Source organism: Cellulomonas palmilytica, assembly GCF_021590045.1.
GTDB lineage: Bacteria > Actinomycetota > Actinomycetes > Actinomycetales > Cellulomonadaceae > Cellulomonas > Cellulomonas palmilytica.
This window is the reverse complement of sequence record NZ_CP062221.1, coordinates 2,027,226-2,044,789: the sequence shown is the minus strand read 5'-3', so window position 1 is coordinate 2,044,789 and position 17,564 is coordinate 2,027,226. Positions and strand designations below refer to the sequence as shown.

The window sequence follows — 17,564 nt, the reverse complement described above, 5'->3', positions numbered from 1 at the left end:
GCCCGTCCCCCACCGCCGCTCGACCACGCTGCTCGGACTCGTGCTCCCCTTGGCCCTCATGGCGGTCGCGGCGCTCCTCGTGCTGAGCTGGCGTGACGAGCTGCCCGAGCGCATCGCGACGCACTGGGGCACCGACGGCCCGGACGGGTTCTCGTCGTTCGCGGGCGCGTTCGTGCCGTTGCTCATCGGCGTCGCGGTGTGCACCGGGCAGTGGGCCTTCGCGTTCTGGCGCGGGCACGACGGCGTGACGCGCCGCGGGCTCATCGCGACCTCCGCAGGGCTGGGTGCGCTGTTCGCGGTCGTCGAGACCGGCACCCTCGCGAGCCAGCGCGGTCTCGCCGATGGCGCGCTGGCGCCGGGCGAGACCTCGACCGTGGTCCTGGGGCTCGTCGTCGCCGTCGTCGTGGCGGGCCTCGCGTTCCTCCTGGCTCCCGCCGACCCGCCGATGCCGGCGCAGGGACCCGTCGACGCCGACGCGCGTCGCGTGCCGTTGTCCCGCTCGCAGCGCGCGGCGTGGAGCCGCACGGTCGGCTCCCCCACGGCGCTGGTCCCCGCCGGCGCGGCCGTCGCGATGACCACCGTGCTCGCCGTGGTGCTCGACGAGTGGGCCGCGCTGCTGATCCCCTTCGGGCTCGCCGTGCTGCTCGCGGCGACGCTGCTGTGGCGCGTCACGGTCGACTCGCGCGGGCTCGAGGCGCGTTCGGTGGTCGGGTGGCCGCGCGTGCGGGTGCCGGTGGACGAGGTGGAGCGCGCGGACGTGGTGCAGGTGCAGCCGCTGCGGCAGTTCGGCGGCTGGGGCTACCGGTTGGGCCGCGACGGGCGCTCCGGGCTGGTGCTGCGCGCGGGCGAGGCGATCGAGGTGCGGCGGACCGGGTCGCGCGTGCTCGTCGTGACGGTGGACGACGCCGCGACGGCCGCCGCGCTCCTCAACACCCTCGCCGACCACCGCCGCGCGTGAGACGACCGGGCGCGGACCGCGACCCCGCGGGCTACTCGCGGGTAACCTGACCGCGCCGCGGCCGACCGGCCGCCGCGACGACGACGTCACGGAGGCCGCCATGCGCCTGGGGTACTCGCTGGGCTACTGGTCCGCAGGCCCGCCGCCGGGTGCCCTCGAGACCGTGGTCGCCGCCGAGCGCCTGGGCTTCGACTCGGTCTGGACCTCCGAGGCGTACGGCTCCGACGCGTTCACCCCGCTCGCCTGGTGGGGCTCGCGCACCTCGACCGTCCGGCTCGGCACCGCGATCGCGCAGATCTCGGCCCGTACCCCGACCGCGACCGCGATGGCCGCGCTCACGCTCGACCACCTGTCGGGCGGGCGGTTCGTGCTCGGCCTCGGGGCGTCGGGGCCGCAGGTCGTCGAGGGCTGGTACGGCCAGCCGTACCCGCGTCCGCTCGCCCGCACGCGGGAGTTCGTCGCCGTCGTGCGCCAGGTGCTCGCGCGTGAGGCGCCCGTGACGTTCGACGGGGACTTCTACCGTCTGCCGCTGGGTCCCGACGAGGGTGCGGGGCTCGGCAAGGCGCTGCGCCCGACCGTGCACCCGCTGCGGGCCGACCTGCCGATCCACCTCGCTGCGGAGGGGCCGCGCAACGTCGCGCTCGCGGCCGAGATCGCCGACGGCTGGCTGCCGATGTTCTACTCGCCGCGCATGGACGACGAGTACCGGACGCTGCTCGCCGAGGGCTTCGCGGCCCGCTCCGACGACCGCGACCCTGCGGTGTTCGAGGTCGTCGCACCCGTGCCGGTGGTGATGGCCGCGAGCGTCGAGGCCGCCGCCGAGCAGATCCGGCCGTTCGTCGCGCTGTACGCGGGCGGCATGGGCGCCAAGGGCGCGAACTTCCACCGCAACGTGCTCGACCGGCTCGGCTACTCCGCGGTGTGCGACGAGATCCAGGCGCACTACCTCGCGGGCGACAAGGAGCGCGCGGCCGCCGCCGTGCCCGTCGAGCTCGTGCGTGACGTCGCGCTCGTCGGCACGCCCGACGACGTGCGCGCGCAGCTGCCGGCGTGGCGCGCCACGGCGATCACGACGCTCGTCGTGCAGGGCGACCCGCGCACGCTGCCCGCGGTCGCGGCGGTCCTGACGCAGGACGCCGACTGACCGCTGCGACACCACCCGCTGCGACACCACCCGCTGCGACACCACCCGCTGCGGCATCCCCCGCTGCGGCACGGCGCCCTGCGACACCACGCGCTGCGGCACACTCGTCGTCGTGGACGACGCGTACCTCGAGGCGGTGCTCGACCTCGTCGAGACGATCCCGCCGGGCCGCGCCATGACGTACGGGACGGTCGCCGAGGTGGTCGCGGACCGGTTCGCGGCCGCGGGCGAGCGGCCGCGCGGCGGCCCACGCCAGGTGGGGCAGGTCATGGCCCGCGCCGGGTCGGGCGTGCCGTGGTGGCGGGTCGTCAACGCGTCGGGCGCGCCGCCCCCGCGGCACCTGCACCGCGCGCTCGACGAGCTGCGCGCCGAGGGCACGCCGCTGGTCGCGGACGGGACGCGGGTCGCCCTGCGCCGCGCGATCTGGTTCCCGGACGACGATCTGGCGTCCGGCTGAGCGAAACCCGCATATGCGCTGGTGAAATGCGCCGGGCGGGGGTGACGATGACGCCATGACGCCTCTCCCCGACGGGTACCGCACCGTGGCGGTGCCGCACGACCGCAAGACCGAGTTCCTCGCCGTCGACCACCTCGCGTTCGCGTTCGAGCCCGACGAGAAGACCAGCGAGATCGTCCCCGACACGCTCGAGTGGGACCGCACGGCGGGCGTCGAGCGGCCCGACGGGACGCTCGGCGGCGTGCACGGCTCGTTCGACTTCGACCTGCCGGTGCCGGGCGGCGAGGTCCCGTGCTCGGGCCTGACGTTCGTCGGTGTCCGGCCCGACGAGCGCCGCCGCGGGCTGCTGTCCGCGATGATCGACTTCCACTTCGCGCGCTCGCTCGAGCGCGGCGAGCCCGTCTCCGCGCTGTTCGCGGCGGAGATGGCCATCTACGGCCGGTTCGGCTACGGCTCCGCGAGCGACGACGTGCGCCTCAAGATGCCGCGCGGCGCCGCGCTGCGCGACGTGCCGGGCAGCGACGCGCTCACGGTGCGCATCGACACGGCCGACATGGAGCGGCACCGTGACCTCGTGCAGTCGGTGAACGCCGCGGCCGGCGCCGGGCGTCCGGGCTGGATCGTGCGCGCGTCGGACGCGCACCGCCGCTCCCGCCTGGCCGACCCGCCCGCGTGGCGCGACGGCGGCGAGCCGCTGCGCATCGTGGCGGTGCACGACGAGTCCGGCGACCCGCGGGCGTACGCGCTGCTGCGCCGCAAGGAGACGTGGGGCGACGCGGGCCCGTGCTACCCCGTCACGGTCCGCGACTCGGCGGCGGTCGACGCGGCCGCCGCGCACCGCCTGTGGTCGTTCGTCCTCGACCTCGACCTCACGAGCGAGGTCACGACCAACATGCTCCCGGTCGACGACCGGCTCCTGTCGCTCCTGGTGGACCGGCGCGGCGCCCAGCCCCGCCTGACCGACAACCTGTGGGTGCGCCTGCTCGACCTGCCGGTCGCGCTCGCCGCCCGCCGGTACAGCGCACCCGTCGACGTCGTCCTCGAGGTCGACGACGCGCGGCTGCCCGCGAACGCGGGCCGGTGGCGCCTGGCGACGACGGACGAGGGCGCGGACGGGTGGGCCGCGGAGGTGAGCCGCACCGACGACGAGCCGGACGTGCGCGTCGACGTCCGCGAGCTCGGCGCGGCGTACCTGGGCGGCCGGTCCCTGGCGGCCTACGCGGACGCGGGCCTGGTCACCGAGCTCACCCCCGGCACGCTGCGCCCCACGGCGGCGGCGTTCTCCTGGCCGCTCGCCCCCCTCTGCCCCTGGGTCTTCTGACCCCACGGCGTCACCGCCGAGTGCGGACGGTCCGGCGCGAGTGCGCACGCTCGTCGTGCGCACTCGCGCACGGACGTGCGCGCTCGGCGGAAGGGGTCAGCGGGACTCGTACTCCGCCAGGAGGTCGATGCGGCGCTGGTGGCGGGCGTCGCCGCTGAACGGCTCGGCCAGGAACGCCTCGACGAAGCCGATCGCCTCGTCGACGGAGTGCTGGCGCGCGCCGATCGCGATGACGTTCGCGTCGTTGTGCTGGCGCGCGAGCGTCGCCGTCTCGAGGTTCCACGCGAGGGCCGCGCGGACGCCCGTGACCTTGTTCGCGGCGATCTGCTCGCCGTTGCCCGAGCCGCCGAGCACGATGCCGAGCGAGCCCGGCTCCGCGACGACGGCCTCGCCCGCCGCGAAGCAGAACGGCGGGTAGTCGTCGAGCGCGTCGTAGGAGTGCGCGCCGTGGTCGACGACGTCGTGCCCTGCGGCCTGCAGGTGCTCGACGAGCGCGACCTTGAGCTCGTAGCCGGCGTGGTCGGAACCGATGTGGATGCGCATGGGCACATCCTGCCGCAGCGCGCGGGCCGCGCCGCACGCTGTCCGTGGGCTGGGGTGCGCGGTCCGTAGGCTGTGCCCATGACGCGAAGCGGCCTCGACCTGACCGACCTCGACCCCACCGTCCGCCCCCAGGACGACCTGTACCGCCACGTGAACGGTCGCTGGTACGCCCAGCACGTCATCCCCGCGGACCGCGCGATGGACGGCACGTTCCGCAAGCTGCACGACGCGGCCGAGGAGCAGGTCCGCGACATCATCGCCGACCTGGGCGCGCACGCCGCGGGCGAGGGCGACGCGACGAGCGCGGGCGCGAAGGTCGGGGCCGTGTACGCGAGCTTCATGGACACCGACGCGATCGAGCGGGCCGGGCTCGCACCGCTGCGGCTCGACCTCGCGCTCGTCGAGGGCGCGACCTCGCAGGCCGAGCTCACGGGCGTGCTCGGCGCGCTGCAGCGCACGGGCGCGGGCGGCGCGGTCGGCATGTGGGTCGACAACGACGCCGACGACCCCGAGCGCTACGTCGTCTACCTGCACCAGGGCGGCCTCGGCCTGCCCGACGAGGCGTACTACCGGGAGGAGCAGTACGCCGCCGTGCTCGCGGCGTACGCACCGCACGTCGCCCGCATGCTGCGCCTCGCGCAGGTCGCCGCGGACGAGGCGGAGGCGAGCGCGCTCGCCGCGCGGGTCGTCGCGCTCGAGACCGCGCTCGCCGCGCACCACTGGGACGTCGTCAAGGACCGCGACGCCGACCTCACGTACAACCCGACGGCGCTCGCGGATCTCGCGACGAGCGCGCCCGGCTTCGACTGGCACGCGTGGGCGCAGGCGCTCGGCGCCCCCGCCGGTGCGCTCGACCAGCTCGTCGTGCGCGAGCCGCAGTTCGCCGAGGGCTTCGCGCGGCTGTGGTCGTCCGAGCCGCTCGAGGACTGGAAGGCGTGGCTCGCGTACCACGTCGTCACCGACCGTGCCCCGTACCTCACGCAGGAGCTCGTCGAGGCGAACTTCGACTTCTACGGCCGCACGCTGACCGGCGCGCAGGAGCTGCGCGACCGCTGGAAGCGCGGCGTGTCGCTCGTGCAGGGCGTGCTGGGCGAGGCGGTCGGCGAGGTGTACGTCGCGCGGCACTTCCCGCCCTCGCACAAGGAGCGCATGGACGAGCTCGTCGCGCACCTCGTCGAGGCGTACCGCGAGTCGATCACGTCGCTCGAGTGGATGGGCGAGGAGACCCGCGCGAAGGCGCTCGCGAAGCTCGACGCGTTCACGCCGAAGATCGGCTACCCCGTGCGGTGGCGCGACTACGCGGCGCTGCAGGTCGACGCGGCCGACCTGGTCGGGAACGTGCGCGCGGCGAACGCGTTCGAGCTCGACCGCGAGCTCGCGAAGATCGGCAAGCCGCTCGACCGCGACGAGTGGTTCATGACGCCGCAGACCGTCAACGCCTACTACAACCCCGGGATGAACGAGATCGTCTTCCCCGCGGCGATCCTGCAGCCCCCGTTCTTCGACGCCGAGGCGGACGACGCCGTGAACTTCGGCGCGATCGGCGCGGTCATCGGCCACGAGATCGGGCACGGGTTCGACGACCAGGGCAGCAAGTACGACGGCACGGGCCGGCTCGAGGACTGGTGGACCGCGGACGACCGCGCGGAGTTCGAGCGCCGCACGAGCGCGCTCGTCGCGCAGTACGACGCGTTCTCCCCCGCGCAGCTGGGCGGCTCGCACCGCGTGAACGGCGCGCTGACGGTCGGCGAGAACATCGGTGACCTGGGCGGGCTGTCGATCGCGCTCAAGGCCTACCGCATCGCGCTCGGCCGCCCGCTCGACGAGGCACCGGTGATCGACGGGCTCACGGGCGTGCAGCGGTTCTTCCTCGGCTGGGCGCAGGCGTGGCGCACCAAGGGCCGCGACGAGGAGGTCGTCCGCCGCCTCGCGACCGACCCGCACGCGCCCGACGAGTTCCGCTGCAACGGCGTGGTGCGCAACGTCGACGAGTTCTACGCGGCGTTCGACGTGCAGCCGGGCGACGCGCTGTACCTCGCTCCCGAGGAGCGCGTCCGGATCTGGTGACGCCCGAGCCGCCCTGGCGCGACGGCGTCAGGGCAGCTCGCGCCACGCGGCGCGCGCGAGATGGAACCCCACCCCGTCCGCGTCCGTGCACCGCACGCCGTCGGTCGCGCTCCGGCACGTGTAGCCGCCGACCTCCGCCGACGAGCCGTACTCGAGCGTCGGCACGTCGTCACCCGCCACCGTCGGTGCCGGACCCTGGACGCACGCGAACGAGAAGCCGTCCTCGTTGAGGACCAGCACGTGACCCGTCCGGCCGTCGCAGCCCGCGACCGCCGGCGGGTCGTACGCGACGGACGCGATCGTGCACGTCACCCCCGCCGTCGACATCGTGCACGCGATGTTGCCGCTCGGCAGCCGGAAGCTCGCGTCGGCGCCCGACGGGGTCGTCGGACCCTTGACCGACACCGTCGCCGTCGGCGTGGGCCCTGCCGTCCGCTCGCCGCCGTCGCCGCTCAGCCGCACCACCAGCAGCACCATGAAGATGATGACGAGGACCGCGTCGGCGGCCATCCACCAGCGGATCGAGCGCTGCGACATGGTGCGGCGAGCCGTCCTTCCGTGCGTCGGCCGGGTGTCCTCGGGCCGCGATGCTCCACGCGGCCACCCGGCATGACATCACGACCCGCCGCGATCGGCGCGGGGCGAACGTCCGCCAGAGTACCTTTCGTCCCGCTCGTGGATGAACGCGCGCAGCCGCCCGGAAGGACCGCGCCGGCGCAGCGGTCAGAGCTGGGGGCCGGCGGTGCGGGTGCGCTTGAGCTCGTAGAACCCGGGGACGCGGGTCATGAGGACGAGACCGTCGAACAGGTCGAGCGCCGCCTGCCCGGTGGGCGCGGGCGTCACGACGGGGCCGAAGTAGGCGACGCCGTCGATCGAGACGACGGGCGTGCCGACCTCGTCGCCGACGAGGTCGATCGCCTGCTGGTGCGACGCGCGCAGCAGGTCGTCCACCTCGTCGGTGCCGGCGACGTCGGCGAGCTCGGCGGGCAGGCCGACCTCGGCGAGCGACTCGGCGATGATCGCGTCGGTGTCCTTGCGGCCACCGGGGTGACGGCGGGTGCCCATCGCGTCGTACAGCGGCTTGATCACCTTGTCGCCGTGGTCGCGCGCCGCGGCGACGATCACGCGCACGGGACCCCACGACTCCTCCATCAGCGCGCGGTAGTGCGCCGGCAGGTCGCGGCCCTCGTTGAGCACGGACAGGCTCATGACGTGCCAGCGCAGGTCGACGTCGCGGTGCGCGGCGACCTCGTCGGCCCACCGGGAGGTCATCCACGCCCAGGGGCAGGCGGGGTCGAACCAGAAGTCGACGACGGGACGCGAGTCGGTCACGGCAGCTCCGATCGGTGGAAGCGGTGGGTGGTCGTGCTCGGGACAATCGCGCACGGGCCGCCCGCATTCCCGGAGGTCGCTGCGTGAGACACCGGGCCCCGACCAGGGCCTGCCCGGGCCGTGACGGTGCCGCGTGCGATGATCGGGCCGGCCCGTACCCCGGGCCCACCCGAGTGCGACAGCACCGAGCGCGACACCAGCGAAGGAGCACCTGTGCCCGCCGAGAACCTCACGCGTGCCGAGGCGCGCGACCGCGCCGCCACCGTGACGACGCACGCGTACGACGTGACGCTCGACCTGACGACGAGCCCCACGACGTTCGCGTCCCGCACCGTCCTGCGGTTCTCCGCGATCCCGGGCTCGAGCACGTTCGTCGACCTCATCGCGCCGACGGTGCACGAGGTCACGCTCAACGGCACGTCGCTCGACCCGGCCCAGGTCTACGCCGACTCGCGCATCCGGCTCGACGGCCTCGCGGCCGAGAACGAGCTCGTGGTGGTGGCGGACTGCGCGTACATGAACACGGGTGAGGGCCTGCACCGCTTCGTCGACCCGGTCGACGACGAGGTCTACCTGTACTCGCAGTTCGAGGTCGCGGACTCGCGCCGCGTGTTCGCGGTCTTCGAGCAGCCGGACCTCAAGGCGACGTTCTCGTTCACGGTCACGGCGCCCGCGCACTGGGTCGTCGTGTCGAACTACCCGCAGGTCGGCGAGCCGGCGCCGGTCGCCGGCGGCGTGAACCGCAACGGCGGTCGCGACGAGGGCACGGCGACCTGGACGTTCGAGACCACGCCGCGCCTGTCGTCGTACGTGACCGCGGTCGTCGCGGGCCCGTACCACCACGAGCACGGCTCCCTGACGAGCAGCGACGGCCGCGAGATCCCGCTGGGCGTGTACTGCCGCGGCTCGCTCGCGCAGTACCTCGACACGGACGAGATCCTCGACGTCACGCGCCGCGGGTTCGCGTTCTACGAGGAGAAGTTCGCGGCGCCGTACCCGTTCGCCAAGTACGACCAGCTCTTCGTCCCGGAGTTCAACGCGGGCGCGATGGAGAACGCGGGCGCGGTGACGTTCCTCGAGTCGTACGTGTTCCGTTCCAAGGTCCCCGAGGCCACGGTCGAGCGGCGCGCGGTGACGATCCTGCACGAGCTCGCGCACATGTGGTTCGGCGACCTCGTGACGATGCGCTGGTGGGACGACCTGTGGCTCAACGAGTCGTTCGCGGAGTACGCCTCGACGCTCGCGACCGCCGAGGCGACGCGCTGGACGAGCGCGTGGACCACGTTCTCCTCGCTCGAGAAGTCGTGGGCGTACCGCCAGGACCAGCTGCCCTCGACGCACCCGATCGTCGCGGACATGCGCGACCTCGAGGACGTCGAGGTGAACTTCGACGGCATCACGTACGCCAAGGGCGCGAGCGTGCTCAAGCAGCTCGTGGCGTGGGTCGGGCAGGACGAGTTCTTCGCGGGCGTGCAGGCGTACTTCGCCAAGCACGCGTGGGGCAACACCGAGCTGCGCGACCTGCTGACCGAGCTCGAGGCGACCTCGGGCCGCGACCTGTCGCCGTGGTCCGCGCTCTGGCTCGAGAAGGCCGGCGTGACGCTGCTGCGCCCGCAGGTCGAGCTCGACGAGCACGGCACGGTCACCTCGTTCGCCGTCCTGCAGGAGGTGCCCGACGAGCACCCGGTGCAGCGCCCGCACCGCCTCGCGATCGGTGGGTACGACCTGGTCGACGGCCGACTGGCGCGCACGCTGCACGTCGAGCTGGACGTGGACGGCCCGCGCACCGAGGTGCGCGAGCTGCTGGGCCGGCACCGCCCGCTGCTGATCCTGCTCAACGACGAGGACCTCGCGTACGCCAAGGTGCGGCTCGACGAGCTGTCGATGTCCGCGGCGATCGAGCACCTCGGCGAGTTCGACTCCTCGCTCCCCCGCACGCTCGTGTGGGCCGCGGCGTGGGACGCGACGCGCGACGGCGAGACCCCGGGCCGTGACTACGTGGACCTCGTGCTCGGCAACATCGCGCACGAGACCGACTCGACGGTCGTGCTCGTGCTGCTGCGCCAGCTCACGACGACGCTCGACCTGTACGTCGCCCCGGAGCACCGCGCGGCGACCGCCGCGTCGGCGGCCGACCGCCTGCTCGCGCTCGCGCAGGACGCCCCCGCGGGCTCCGACCTGCAGCTCCAGCTCGTCAAGGCGTTCGCCGCGCGCGCGGTGACGCCCGAGCAGCTCGACGTCGTCGTGGAGATCCTCGACGACCGCACGTCGTTCGAGGGCCTGACGCTCGACACCGACCTGCGCTGGGAGCTGCTCACGGCGCTCGTCGCGGGCGGCCGCGCCGATGAGACCCAGATCGCCGCGCAGCTCGCCACGGACCCGACGGCGACCGGCGAGCGCGCCGCCGCGCAGGCCCGCGCCGCGATCCCCACCCCGGCGGCGAAGGCCGCGGCGTGGGCGGCGGCCGTCGAGGGCGACCTGCCCAACGCGATCCAGGCCGCGACCATCGCAGGCTTCGCGCGCGTGCACGACCGCGGCCTGCTGCTGCCGTTCGTCGGCCCGTACGTCGAGGGCCTGGAGAAGGTGTGGGCCGAGCGCACGAACGAGATGGCGCAGAACGTCGTCGTGGGCCTGTTCCCGACGGCCCTGGCGGGCGACGAGCGGGCCGACGTGCTCGCGAGCACGGACGCGTGGCTCGAGTCGCACCCGGACGCGGCGCCCGCGCTGCGCCGGCTCGTGCTCGAGTCGCGGGACGGCGTGCGCCGCGCGCTCGCGGCTCAGGAGGCGGACCGCCGCCGCGCCTGACTCCCCGCCGGCGGGTCCTCAGGGGGTGTGCCCCGGGGGCCCGCCGGTGACCGCGCGGTCGAGCGACCGGAGCCAGGCGGCGGCCTCCCGTCGCGTGGCGATCCGCACGACGCGCGGGTCGCGACCCGCAAGGTCGGCGTACCGCTCGCGCGTCGACGCGAAGTGCGTCCACGACCACCGCACGATGTTCTTCTCGGGGTCGCGGCGCAGCAGGCTCAGCGCGTTCTCGCGGTTGCCGTGCCACAGCTCGGTGCGGGTGACGCCGCGGCGCAGGGTGCGCAGGACGAGCTGCGGCATGACGACCCGTCGCGGCGGGTCGAGCCAGACGACGGCGTCCGCGACCTCACCGAGCCCGTGGCCGCGGCTGGTCCAGTTCCCGTCCACGACCCACCCGCGCGCGCCCGCACCCGCCAGGAACGCGCTGAGCCGGGCGCGGGCCTCGTCGGGGTCACGATGCCGCCAGCCCGCGTCCCAGTAGATCTCGTCGAGCTCGACGTGCGGTACCCCGAGCCGGTCCGCGACCGCGCGCGCGAGCGTCGTCTTGCCCGCTCCCGCGCTCCCGACCACCCAGACCCGGCGCACCGCCTCCACGGGCTCAGCGCCCGGCGTCGAGGACCGCGGCGAGGCTGCGCAGGCGCGCGTTGGTGAACAGGTCGTCGACGAGCACGACCTGCCCGACGGAGTCGGCGAGCGGCACCTTCCAGTTCGGGTACTCCTGGTCGGTCCCGGGCTGGTTCTGCGCGCGCCGCTCCCCCACGGCGTCGGCGAGCGCGACGCCGACGAGCACGGCGGGCGTCGCCATGACGTACCGGTGCAGCGCCTCGACGACCTCACGCTCGGAGGGGTCGGCGCCGACGAGCCCGCGCGAGCGCAGCGCCGCGAGCATGCGGTCGCGCTCGGCCTCGGCCTGTGCGCGCACGACGGGCACGGGGTCGGTGAGCAGCCCGAGACGCTCACGGATCGCGACGTGCTCGCCCGCGAGGTAGCCCGCGGTGGGCGGCAGGTCGTGCGTCGTCACGGTCGCCAGGACGAGCGGGCGGTAGCTCTCGGGCGGCAGCGGGTTGCCGTCGTCGCCGTTCTCGAACCAGAGCACGGACGTGCCGAGGATCCCGCGCTCGGACAGGTAGTCGCGCACCCACGGCTCGACGGTCCCGAGGTCCTCGCCGATGACGACCGCACCCGCGCGGTGAGCCTCGAGCGCGAGGATGCCGACGAGCGCCTCGTGGTCGTAGCGCACGTACGCGCCCTCCCCGGGGGCCGCGCCGTCCGGGATCCACCAGAGCCGGAACAGGCCGATGACGTGGTCGATGCGGATCGCGCCCGCGTGCCGCAGGACGGTGCGCAGCATGTCGCGGTACGGCAGGTACCCGGCGCGCGCGAGCTCGTCGGGCCGCCACGGCGGCTGCGACCAGTCCTGGCCCTGCTGGTTGTACATGTCGGGCGGCGCGCCGACGGTCGCACCGCGCGCGAGCACGTCGCCGAGCGACCAGACGTCCGCGCCGGCGGGGTGCACACCCACCGCGAGGTCGTGCATGATCCCGATGCTCATGCCGCCCTCGCGCGCGGCGCGCTGCGCGGCGGCGAGCTGCTCGTCGGCCACCCACTGCAGCCAGGTGTGGAACGCGACGCGGTCCGCGAGCGCCTCGGCCTCGGCGGCGACGGCGGGCGAGGACGGGTCGGCCAGCTCGGGCGGGATGGTCTCGGCGCCGTACTTCTCGGCGAGCGCGCACCACAGCGCGAACGTGCGCAGCCCGGGCCCCTGCTCCTCGACGAACGCGTCGAACCGCGCCTGGCGGGCGGACGTGCGGGGGTGGGCGAACACGACGTCGAGCGCGCTGCGCTTGGCCTCCCACGCGGCGTCGCGGTCGATCGGGCCGGCGTCGAGGTCGAGCGGCAGGACGGACTCCGCGGCCCACTCGACGAGCGAGCGGTCGGCGGCCGCGAGGTACGCGGCCTCGGGGACCGCCTCGGGCCGGACGTAGATCGGGTTGACGAACCGGCGCGTGCTCGGCAGGTACGGCGACGGCGTGAGCGGCGCGGTGGGCTCGGCGGCGTGCAGCGGGTTGATGAGCAGGAAGTCGGCGCCCGTCTCGTGCCCCGCGAGCCAGCCGATGTCCGCGAGGTCGGCGAGGTCGCCGACGCCCCACGACCGGCGCGAGCGCACCGAGTAGAGCTGCGCCATGTACCCCCACGCGCGTCCGCCGTCGCGCAGCTGCTCGGGCAGCTCGAGGCGGTCGGGCGTCACGACGACGACGCCGCGCGCGGCCGCCGACGGGCCGGACGCGTGGATGGAGTGCCAGCCGAGCGGGAGGTCGCCGGGCACGACGAACGTCGCGCGCCCGACGAGGCGGCCGTCGACCGTGCGCGGTTCGACGTACACGTCGGCCTGGTGCAGGTCACGGCGCCCGGGCGAACCGGCCGCGACGGCCTCGGGGTCGAGCTCGAGCCAGACGTGCACCGGGTCGCCGTGCGTGACGTGCACGGGGACGTGCCGCTCGTGGCCGGCGCGCAGCACGGTCGTCGGCGGGACGGTGCGCCGCCACGGCATGTCGTCGACGTGCGCGAGCGCGAGCTCGACGCGCTCGGGCGAGCTCGCGTCGACCCCCAGTGCGGCGAGGACCGCGCGCAGCGTCCCGGCGGACGCGCGCTGCAGGTCGCCGTGGAACCCCCAGTGGTCGGGCACGACCCCGTACGCCGCGGCGAGCCGCAGCAGGGAGTCCGACGGAGCGGTGAAGTCGGCGACCACACGTCGATCCTGCCAGAGCCGGGCGACCGGGACGCGGCCGAAGGTCACGGGCGAGTCGGCTGGTCGTCGTAGCCTTGCGGACCATGACGCTCCCCGCGACGTACCCGCCCGCGCCCCGCGACGACCTCGTCGAGGACCTGCACGGCCATCGCGTGCCGGATCCGTACCGCTGGCTGGAGGACGCCGACGCGGACGCGACGCGGGAGTGGTCGCGCGCGCAGGACGAGCTCTACGAGGCGGCACGTGAGGCGGGCGCCGAGGCGCTGGCGGGCACGCCGTTCGCGCGCGACCGGCTCACGGCGCGCCTGCAGGCGCTGCTCGGCGCGGGGTTCGTGAGCGCACCGGCGTGGCGGGGCGAGCGGCGCTTCGTCTCGCGGCGCGCGGGCGACCAGGAGCACGCGGTGGTGGTGGTCGTCGAGCCCGGGCCGGACGGGACGACGACGGAGCGGGTGCTGGTCGACCCGGTCGCGATCGACCCAGCGGGCACGACGACGCTCGACTCGTGGCAGCCCTCGAAGGAGGGCACGCTCCTGGCGTACCAGACGTCGACCGGCGGCACGGAGGAGTCGGTGCTGCGCGTGCTGGACGTCGCGACGGGCGAGGTCGTGGACGGGCCGGTCGACCGCGCGCGGTACTCCCCCGTCGCCTGGCTGCCGGGCGGCGAGGCGTTCTTCTACGTGCGGCGCCTGGCGCCCGAGCTGCTGCCCGAGGACGAGCGGCAGTACCACCGCCGCGTGTGGCTGCACCGCGTGGGCACCTCGCCCGACGAGGACGTCGAGGTGTTCGGTGCCGGGCAGCCGGTCACGAGCTACTACGGCGTGAGCGTCTCGCGCGACGGCCGCTGGCTCGTGGTCTCGGCGTCCGCGGGGACCGCGCCGCGCAACGACGTGTGGATCGCGGACCTGACGGCGTCGTCGCCGCAGGCGCCCGCGTTCGTGGAGGTCGCGGTCGGGCTCGACGCGCAGACGGGCGTGTGGGTGGGCCGCGACGGTCGGCTGTACGTGCACACGGACCTCGACGCGCCGCGCGGCCGCCTCGCGGTCGCGGACCCGACGGACCCGGGCGTGGACCGCTGGCGCACGCTGCTGGAGCAGGACGGGACGGCCGTGCTCGAGGACGTCGCGGTCACGGACGGCGGCGGGGACGACACGACGCCGCTCCTGCTGCTCGCGTCGTGGCGCCGGCACGCGGTCTCGTCGGTGACGGTCCACGACCCCGCGACGGGCGAGCAGCTGCCGGGCGGCGCGGGCACGGTCCCGCTCCCGGGCCTGGGCTCGGTGTCCGGCCTGGTCACGCGCCCCGAGGGCGGGCCCGAGGTCTGGTTCTCGTACACCGACCACACGACCGTGCCGAGCGTGCACCGGTTCGACGCGACGACGCGCGAGCTCTCGCTGTGGGCCGCGCCCCCGGGCGTCGTCGCGGACGTGCCCGACGTGCGGGTGCGTCAGGTCGAGGCGACGTCCGCCGACGGCACGGCGGTGCGCGCGTTCGTCGTCGCGCGCGCCGACCTCGTCGACGACGAAGGGCGCCCGACGGCGCCGCGGCCGACCATCCTGTACGGGTACGGCGGCTTCCAGATCTCGCTCGACCCGGGGTACTCGGCGTCGACGCTCGCGTGGGTCGAGGCCGGCGGCGTGTACGTCGTGGCCAACCTGCGCGGCGGCGGTGAGGAGGGCGAGGACTGGCACCGCGCGGGCATGCGCGAGCACAAGCAGCACGTGTTCGACGACTTCCACGCGGTGGCCGAGCTGCTCGTCGCGGACGGCTGGACGACGCCCGCACGGCTCGCGTGCTGGGGCGGCTCGAACGGCGGCCTGCTCGTCGGCGCCGCGCTCACGCAGCGCCCCGACCTGTTCGCGGCGGTCGTGTGCTCGGCGCCGCTGCTCGACATGGTCCGCTACCAGCGGTTCGGTCTGGGCGTCACGTGGACCGAGGAGTACGGCGATGCCGACGACCCCACCGAGCTCGGCTGGCTGCTCGGCTACTCGCCGTACCACCGCGTGGTCGACGGCACGCGCTACCCCGCGACGCTGTTCACGGTGTTCGAGGGCGACACGCGCGTCGACCCGCTGCACGCCCGCAAGCTCGCCGCCGCGCTCCAGCACGCGACCGGCGCACCGCCCGCGGACGCGCCGGTGCTGGTGCGTCGCGAGACCGGCGTCGGCCACGGCGGCCGCGCCCTGTCCCGCTCGATCGCGCTGAGCGTCGAGCAGCTCCAGTTCGTGGCCCGGCACACCGGGCTCGTCGACCCCGTCACGCAGGAGACCGAGTGACCGTGCACCGTCTCGCGCACCTTCTCGCCCCGGCCGCCACGGCGCCCGACCCGACGCCCACGCCGACGACGGACGAGCTCGTCCCCGAGGACCTGAGCTCGCCGTCGTCGTGGTGGGACTGGTTCACGGGCATCCCGCTGACGATCCTGCTGATCGTCGGGGTGAGCTCGGTCGTGCTCGTCCTGCTGCAGGGCCTGATCCGCCGCATCACCGACCACATCGCCGAGGGCACGCCCGTCACCGAGCGCGGCGTCCTCAAGCCCCTCGCGGACAAGGGCGTCGCGCAGACGCTGCTCAAGGTCGACCCGCTGGCCACCGCGCGCCGCGCGCAGCGCGCCCGCACGCTCGGCTCGGTGCTGCGCTCCACGGCCGCGGTGCTCGTCGGCGCGATCGCGGTGTTCCTCGTGCTCGACACGCTCGGGGTCAACATCGCGCCGTTCATCGCCTCCGCGGGGATCGTCGGCGTCGCGCTCGGCTTCGGCGCGCAGAGCCTCGTCAAGGACTTCCTCACGGGCACGTTCATGCTGCTCGAGGACCAGTACGGCGTGGGCGACGTGGTGGACCTCGGGCCCGCGACGGGCACGGTCGAGGCGGTCACGCTCCGCGTCACCAAGATCCGCGACGCGGACGGCACGCTCTGGTACGTCCCCAACGGCACGATGGTGCGCGTCGGCAACAAGACGCAGGGCTGGGCGACCGCGGTCGTCGAGGTCGACGTCGACTACTTCGCGGACCTCGAGCAGGTCGAGCGCCTGCTCGAGGAGGCCGCCGCGCACGTCGCGGCCGAGCTCGGCGACGCCGTGCAGGGCGAGCCGACCATCACGGGCATCGAGCGGCTCACGGCGGAGGCGATCACGCTGCGCATGCGGGTGCGGACCTCGCCCGCGCGGCAGTGGGAGGTCGCGCGGGCGCTGCGTGTCGCGGCCCGGCGCGTGCTTGAGCAGGCTGACGTGCCGCTCGCGGGCCAGCGCGACGCGCTCACGGCCCACCGTGCGGCGCAGGCGCCGGCGGACGGCACGCGCGAGGACGTCACGGACGCCGACCCGCACGACACGCCCGTCGACGACGCCGTGCGGCCGCCGAAGCCCGAGGACTGACGGGGCCCCGTGCCGGACGACGCGGGGCTCACCGCCAGGTCAGCAGCGGGTCCCCCGCCGCGACGCGCGAGCCGGGCTCCGCGTCGAACGTGATGAGCGCCGGGTCGGCCTGCAGCGCGACGACGGGGCAGACCGTGGACATGCCCGACGCGGCGACGTCGACGGGCGAGAACGTGATGAGCCGCTGGCCCGCCCGCACGGCCTCGCCGCGCCGCACGTGCAGGTCGAAGCCGAGCCCGGCGAGCTTGACGGTGTCGATGCCGAGGTGGACGAGCACCGAGCGCGTCTCGTCGACCTCGAGCGCGAACGCGTGCGGGTGCAGCGCCCCGACGACCCCGTCGCACGGCGCGACGACGTCGAGGCGTGCGACGTGGTCGGGAGCGATCGCGATGCCGGGGCCGACGATCTGCTCGGCGAACACCGGGTCGGGGACGCGACCGATCGCGTGCACGACCCCGGGTACGGGCGCGACGACCCTCAGCTCGCTCATCTCGGGCGGGCTGGGCGGGGTCAGCGCAGGGAGTCGAGCTCAGCGGCCAGGTTGTCCGCCTCGGGGCCGACGATGACCTGGACGATCCGGCCCGAGCGTACGACGCCGAACGCGCCCGAGGCCTTGAGCGCGGCCTCGTCGACGAGCTGGGCGTCGGTCACCTCCACGCGCAGGCGCGTGATGCACGGCTCGAGGTCGACGACGTTGGCGTCGCCGCCCAGTGCGGCGAGGATCTGCTCTGCCTTGCTCAATGCCACTCCCGGGGGTTCTCGCGACCGGTCGTCGCGTCAGCCCAGCCTAACGCGCCCCGCGCGTCGCGCCTCGCGCGTGT

General features: G+C 74.8%; 15 protein-coding genes. 8 read left to right on the top strand and 7 right to left on the bottom strand.

The features are described 5' to 3' along the window. The first annotated feature begins 40 nt into the window (after positions 1–40). The 4 genes from F1D97_RS09325 (at position 41) to F1D97_RS09310 (ending at position 3,880) form a co-directional block, all read left to right on the top strand. Entirely contained in the window at positions 41–958 is a 918-nt protein-coding gene (locus tag F1D97_RS09325) for a DUF1648 domain-containing protein (RefSeq protein WP_236120258.1), read from the top strand. A gap of 100 nt (positions 959–1,058) precedes the next feature. Then, complete coding sequence (locus F1D97_RS09320) at positions 1,059–2,102, top strand: LLM class F420-dependent oxidoreductase (RefSeq protein ID WP_236120257.1); 1,044 nt, start codon at positions 1,059–1,061, stop codon at positions 2,100–2,102. 112 nt (positions 2,103–2,214) lie between these two features. Further along, complete coding sequence (locus tag F1D97_RS09315) at positions 2,215–2,559, top strand: MGMT family protein (protein WP_236120256.1); 345 nt, start codon at positions 2,215–2,217, stop codon at positions 2,557–2,559. Positions 2,560–2,614: 55 nt separating this feature from the next. Further along, positions 2,615–3,880 carry a GNAT family N-acetyltransferase gene (locus F1D97_RS09310; RefSeq protein ID WP_236120255.1) on the top strand — a complete coding sequence of 422 codons (1,266 nt, stop codon included), beginning with the start codon at positions 2,615–2,617 and terminating at the stop codon, positions 3,878–3,880. A gap of 96 nt (positions 3,881–3,976) precedes the next feature. Here the strand turns inward: F1D97_RS09310 and F1D97_RS09305 are convergent, their stop codons facing one another. After that, positions 3,977–4,423, bottom strand: a complete 447-nt coding sequence (locus tag F1D97_RS09305) for a ribose-5-phosphate isomerase (RefSeq protein ID WP_236120254.1) — start codon at positions 4,421–4,423, stop codon at positions 3,977–3,979. A 78-nt stretch (positions 4,424–4,501) separates the two neighbouring features. Between F1D97_RS09305 and F1D97_RS09300 the strand changes: the two genes are divergently transcribed. Beyond that, the gene (locus F1D97_RS09300; RefSeq protein ID WP_236120253.1) at positions 4,502–6,490 is read left to right on the top strand and encodes a M13 family metallopeptidase; all 1,989 of its coding nucleotides are present in this window, start codon (positions 4,502–4,504) and stop codon (positions 6,488–6,490) included. Positions 6,491–6,517: 27 nt separating this feature from the next. Here the strand turns inward: F1D97_RS09300 and F1D97_RS09295 are convergent, their stop codons facing one another. Next, positions 6,518–7,027 carry a DUF6636 domain-containing protein gene (locus F1D97_RS09295; protein ID WP_236120252.1) on the bottom strand — a complete coding sequence of 170 codons (510 nt, stop codon included), beginning with the start codon at positions 7,025–7,027 and terminating at the stop codon, positions 6,518–6,520. A gap of 186 nt (positions 7,028–7,213) precedes the next feature. Then, the gene (locus F1D97_RS09290) at positions 7,214–7,822 is read right to left on the bottom strand and encodes a mycothiol-dependent nitroreductase Rv2466c family protein (RefSeq protein ID WP_255701563.1); all 609 of its coding nucleotides are present in this window, start codon (positions 7,820–7,822) and stop codon (positions 7,214–7,216) included. A gap of 213 nt (positions 7,823–8,035) precedes the next feature. Between F1D97_RS09290 and pepN the strand changes: the two genes are divergently transcribed. Further along, positions 8,036–10,627 (top strand): aminopeptidase N, encoded by a 2,592-nt coding sequence (gene pepN / locus F1D97_RS09285; protein WP_236120251.1) that lies wholly within the window; start codon positions 8,036–8,038, stop codon positions 10,625–10,627. Positions 10,628–10,645: 18 nt separating this feature from the next. Here the strand turns inward: pepN and F1D97_RS09280 are convergent, their stop codons facing one another. Continuing rightward, positions 10,646–11,218, bottom strand: a complete 573-nt coding sequence (locus F1D97_RS09280; protein WP_236120250.1) for a P-loop NTPase family protein — start codon at positions 11,216–11,218, stop codon at positions 10,646–10,648. 4 nt (positions 11,219–11,222) lie between these two features. Continuing rightward, positions 11,223–13,373, bottom strand: a complete 2,151-nt coding sequence (malQ, locus tag F1D97_RS09275; protein ID WP_236120249.1) for a 4-alpha-glucanotransferase — start codon at positions 13,371–13,373, stop codon at positions 11,223–11,225. 83 nt (positions 13,374–13,456) lie between these two features. Between malQ and F1D97_RS09270 the strand changes: the two genes are divergently transcribed. Both F1D97_RS09270 and F1D97_RS09265 read left to right on the top strand, forming a co-directional pair. Then, on the top strand, positions 13,457–15,646 hold the full coding sequence (locus F1D97_RS09270; RefSeq protein ID WP_236120248.1) for a prolyl oligopeptidase family serine peptidase: 2,190 nt from the start codon (positions 13,457–13,459) through the stop codon (positions 15,644–15,646). Next, on the top strand, positions 15,643–16,743 hold the full coding sequence (locus tag F1D97_RS09265; protein ID WP_236120247.1) for a mechanosensitive ion channel family protein: 1,101 nt from the start codon (positions 15,643–15,645) through the stop codon (positions 16,741–16,743). The genes F1D97_RS09270 and F1D97_RS09265 overlap by 4 nt, the downstream gene beginning before the upstream one ends. A 28-nt stretch (positions 16,744–16,771) precedes the next feature. Here F1D97_RS09265 and F1D97_RS09260 read toward each other — a convergent pair whose 3' ends face one another. Both F1D97_RS09260 and F1D97_RS09255 read right to left on the bottom strand, forming a co-directional pair. Then, positions 16,772–17,233, bottom strand: a complete 462-nt coding sequence (locus F1D97_RS09260) for a PTS sugar transporter subunit IIA (protein ID WP_236120246.1) — start codon at positions 17,231–17,233, stop codon at positions 16,772–16,774. Between the two features lie 20 nt (positions 17,234–17,253). Continuing rightward, the gene (locus F1D97_RS09255; protein ID WP_236120245.1) at positions 17,254–17,484 is read right to left on the bottom strand and encodes a glucose PTS transporter subunit EIIB; all 231 of its coding nucleotides are present in this window, start codon (positions 17,482–17,484) and stop codon (positions 17,254–17,256) included. Positions 17,485–17,564 lie beyond the last annotated feature (80 nt).